This is a genomic window from Arthrobacter sp. HMWF013, assembly GCF_003061105.1.
GTDB lineage: Bacteria > Actinomycetota > Actinomycetes > Actinomycetales > Micrococcaceae > Arthrobacter.
Genome location: NZ_QAIQ01000357.1, coordinates 1 through 3,152, shown reverse-complemented (window position 1 = coordinate 3,152; position 3,152 = coordinate 1). Strand labels below are relative to the sequence as shown.

Below are 3,152 nucleotides of genomic sequence, written 5' to 3'. Positions count from 1 at the left end.
GCCCGGCGACGTCGAACGCCTGATCTCACACCTCAACCAGGTGACCACCCTGGGGATCGGTGGAATCCGGAGCGCCTGGACCGGGCTCCGGACGGAGGCGGCCGACGGCATCCCGGTAGCCGGATTCGATGCCGAGGCTGCCGGCTTCTACTGGCTCGCGGGGCAGGGCGGCTACGGCTTCCAGACCTCATCGGCCATGGCCGAGCTTGCAGCTGCACAGATCCTGGCCGGCCAGGGCGCCGGGGGCGGCCATGAAGCCGCGGGTGGTCCGGCATCCCGGACAGCGGACGCGCTCGCCGCCACGCGCTGGTCCATCCGGCGCTGAAGAATGGACTTATGAGCACCCTGATCACCAATATTGCCGAGCTGATGACCCAGGACCTGGAACACCGGGTCCTGGCTGACGCCGCCGTGGTGATCGAGGGCGAACGGATCGCGTGGCTCGGTGCCGCTGCAGCCGCACCGGCGGCGGACACGGTAGTGGACGCCGGTGGACGCGCCGTGCTGCCGGGTTGGGTGGATTCCCACACCCATCTGATATTCGCCGGGGACCGCACGGCAGAGTTCGAGGCCAGGATGGCGGGGGAGCCATACGCGGCAGGGGGTATCGCCGTGACCATGGACGCCACGCGCCGCACCTCGGATTTCGATCTCACCCGGCTGGCGATGGCCCGGGTGTCCGAAGCTGTCTCGCAGGGAACCACCTACCTGGAGACCAAGACGGGCTACGGGCTGGACGTCGAGCACGAGGCACGCAGCGCACGGATTGCCTTCACCGTGGCCGACGAAGTCACCTACCTCGGGGCGCACCTGGTTCCGGCCGGTTCCGATGCCGGGGACTACACCGCCCTGGTCTGCGGCCCCATGCTCGACGCCGTCCGGCCCTATGCCCGCTGGGCCGACGTGTTCTGCGAGGAGGGCGCCTTCACGGCCTCGCAGTCCCGGCGCGTCCTGGAGGCCTGCCGGGATGCCGGCCTGGGGATCCGTGTGCACGGCAACCAGCTCGGTCCCGGCCCCGGAGTTCAGCTGGCAGTGGAGCTGGGGGCGGCAAGCGTTGACCACGTGAATCACTTGTCGGCCGGTGACCTGGCGGCGCTGGCGGACAGCTGGTCCGGCTGGAATGCTGCCGCCGGAACCGGACGCAGGGGGACCGTGGCCACCTGCCTCCCGGCCTGTGACCTCTCCACCCGGGCACTCCTTGCGCCGGGGCGTGAACTGCTTGATGCCGGCGTGCAGGTGGCGCTGGCTTCAAACTGCAACCCGGGCACCTCCTACACCAGCTCCATGGCCTTCTGCGTGGCCACTGCGGTGCTCCAGATGCGGCTCACGGTGCACGAGGCCGTCCGTGCCGCAACGTACGGCGGCGCGCTGGCGCTGCACCGCGACGCAGGGGACGACGCCGACGGCGGCCGGGCGGTGGGTTCCCTCGCCGTCGGACACCGGGCGGACCTGCACATGCTCAACGCCCCGTCGGCGACGCATCTCGCCTACCGTCCGGGCATGCCGCTGACGTACGCTGTGTGGCGGGCAGGTGTCCGGGCCAGATAGCCCGGACCGTGAATCTGACGTAATCTGCACCTTTGGCCTCTGTTATAATCAGGAAGCGTCATCTCTTGGCGAGTTCTGACTCCGAAAGGCCCGCATGACCCGCACTGACCGCCTCACGGCCATCCTGGACCTCCTTGCCAAAACGGGTCAGGTTGAGGTGGAGGAGATCGTCAGCACGCTGGAAGTGTCACCGGCCACCGCGCGGCGTGACCTGGACAGCCTGGCCAAGCGTCGCCTGCTGACCCGGACCCGCGGGGGCGCCACCACGGGAGCGCTGGCCTACGATCTCCCCGGCCGGTACAACCGGGATGACCATGCAGAGGCCAAGGAACAGATCGCGCAGGCTGCGTCGGCACTGATCTGGCCGGGAGCGGTGATCGGGATCTGCGGCGGCACCACCAGCACCGCCCTCGCCCAGATCCTTGCCACCCGGGAGGACCTCAACGCGCCGGCCAACCAGCCCACTCTGACGGTGGTCACCAACGCCATCAACATCGCCGCGCAGCTCGCGGTCCGGCCCAACATCAAAGTGATGGTGACCGGCGGGATCCTGAATCCGCGCTCCTACGAGCTGGTGGGCCCATACACGGACATCATCATGCAGAAGGTGGTTCTGGACATCGCCTTCATCGGTGTCAACGGCATCGATCCTGCGGTGGGCCCCACCAACACCGGCGAAGGCGAAGCGTCAGTTAATGCCCTGCTGGCAAGCCGGGCCAGGGTCTCCTACGTGCTGGCCGATTCGTCCAAGGTGGGGGTCCGGGCCTTCGCCACCATGGACGGCTATATTTTCAACCGGCTGATCACCGACGCCGGCATTTCCGCCCGGGACAAAGCGGCTTTCGAAGCGAACGGCACGGAAGTGATCGTGGCGCCGCGCTGAACGGTGCGCGGAAGATCCCGGTTCAAAACACCACCGGCGGTGCATCCAGGACGGTCTCGTCCACGCGCCGGTCCACCCACTGGCTGAACGGGACATCAAGTTCGTACTTGTCCAGGTCCGTGCGCACCAGGGTCCGCACGTCTGCGTTGTCAGGGTTGTTCAAGGACTCGAAGTACTCCACGGACCAGTGGAACCAGCGCATGCAGAACAGCCGCATCGTCAGCCCGTGGGTCACCAGCAGGGCGTTGGGGGCGTAATCCGGCTTGGACCAATGGCGGTAGAGGGTCTCCATGAAGGATGAGATCCGGTCGTACACATCCGAGCCGGACTCGCCCTCCCGGAAGCGGTAGAAGAAGTGGCCGTACGCATTGCGGAGCTCTTTCTGGTCCTCGATGTCCCCGCTGATCTGGAAGTTTGCCCAGTCCTGCTCCCGTAGCCGTGGCTCTTCGATCACGCGTTCTGTGAGGGGGCCGAGGTTGAGGGCCTCGAGCGTCTGGTAAGCCCTGAGGTACGGGGAGACGTAGACGCAGACCTGGCGGCCGTCCAGCTCCCGCCGGATGCGTTCGCCGGCCGCGGTGGCCTGTGCCAGCCCCAGGGGAGTCAGCGGAATCCGGTAGTCCGGGACGCGGTTGTAGATGGACGTATCCGCGTTGGCGGCGGACTGGCCGTGCCGGATCATGATGATTTTGCCGGGAGCACTCATAAGCCCCAAGCATAAGGT

General features: G+C 67.3%; 4 protein-coding genes. 3 read left to right on the top strand and 1 reads right to left on the bottom strand.

Annotated features, from left to right (window positions below; all coding sequences use genetic code 11):
• The 3 genes from DBR22_RS13445 to DBR22_RS13435 form a co-directional block, all read left to right on the top strand.
• Window positions 1-325: FAD-dependent oxidoreductase (locus DBR22_RS13445; protein ID WP_146187503.1), on the top strand; the 325-nt coding region annotated here is incomplete at its 5' end.
• Between the two features lie 11 nt (window positions 326-336).
• Window positions 337-1,548, top strand: coding sequence for an imidazolonepropionase (gene hutI, locus DBR22_RS13440; RefSeq protein ID WP_108599434.1), 1,212 nt, complete (start codon window positions 337-339; stop codon window positions 1,546-1,548).
• Window positions 1,549-1,642: 94 nt separating this feature from the next.
• A complete protein-coding gene (locus DBR22_RS13435; protein WP_108599433.1) occupies window positions 1,643-2,431 on the top strand; it encodes a DeoR/GlpR family DNA-binding transcription regulator in 789 nt (262 codons plus the stop codon).
• A 22-nt stretch (window positions 2,432-2,453) separates the two neighbouring features.
• Here DBR22_RS13435 and DBR22_RS13430 read toward each other — a convergent pair whose 3' ends face one another.
• Entirely contained in the window at window positions 2,454-3,110 is a 657-nt protein-coding gene (locus DBR22_RS13430; protein ID WP_108599435.1) for a histidine phosphatase family protein, read from the bottom strand.
• Window positions 3,111-3,152: the final 42 nt, after the last annotated feature.

Coding starts and splice junctions, on each gene's coding strand:
- hutI (WP_108599434.1), top strand. CDS start 337: ATGAGCACCCTGATCACCAATATTGCCGAGCTGATGACCCAGGACCTG.
- DBR22_RS13435 (WP_108599433.1), top strand. CDS start 1,643: ATGACCCGCACTGACCGCCTCACGGCCATCCTGGACCTCCTTGCCAAA.
- DBR22_RS13430 (WP_108599435.1), bottom strand. CDS start 3,110: ATGATCCGGCACGGCCAGTCCGCCGCCAACGCGGATACGTCCATCTAC.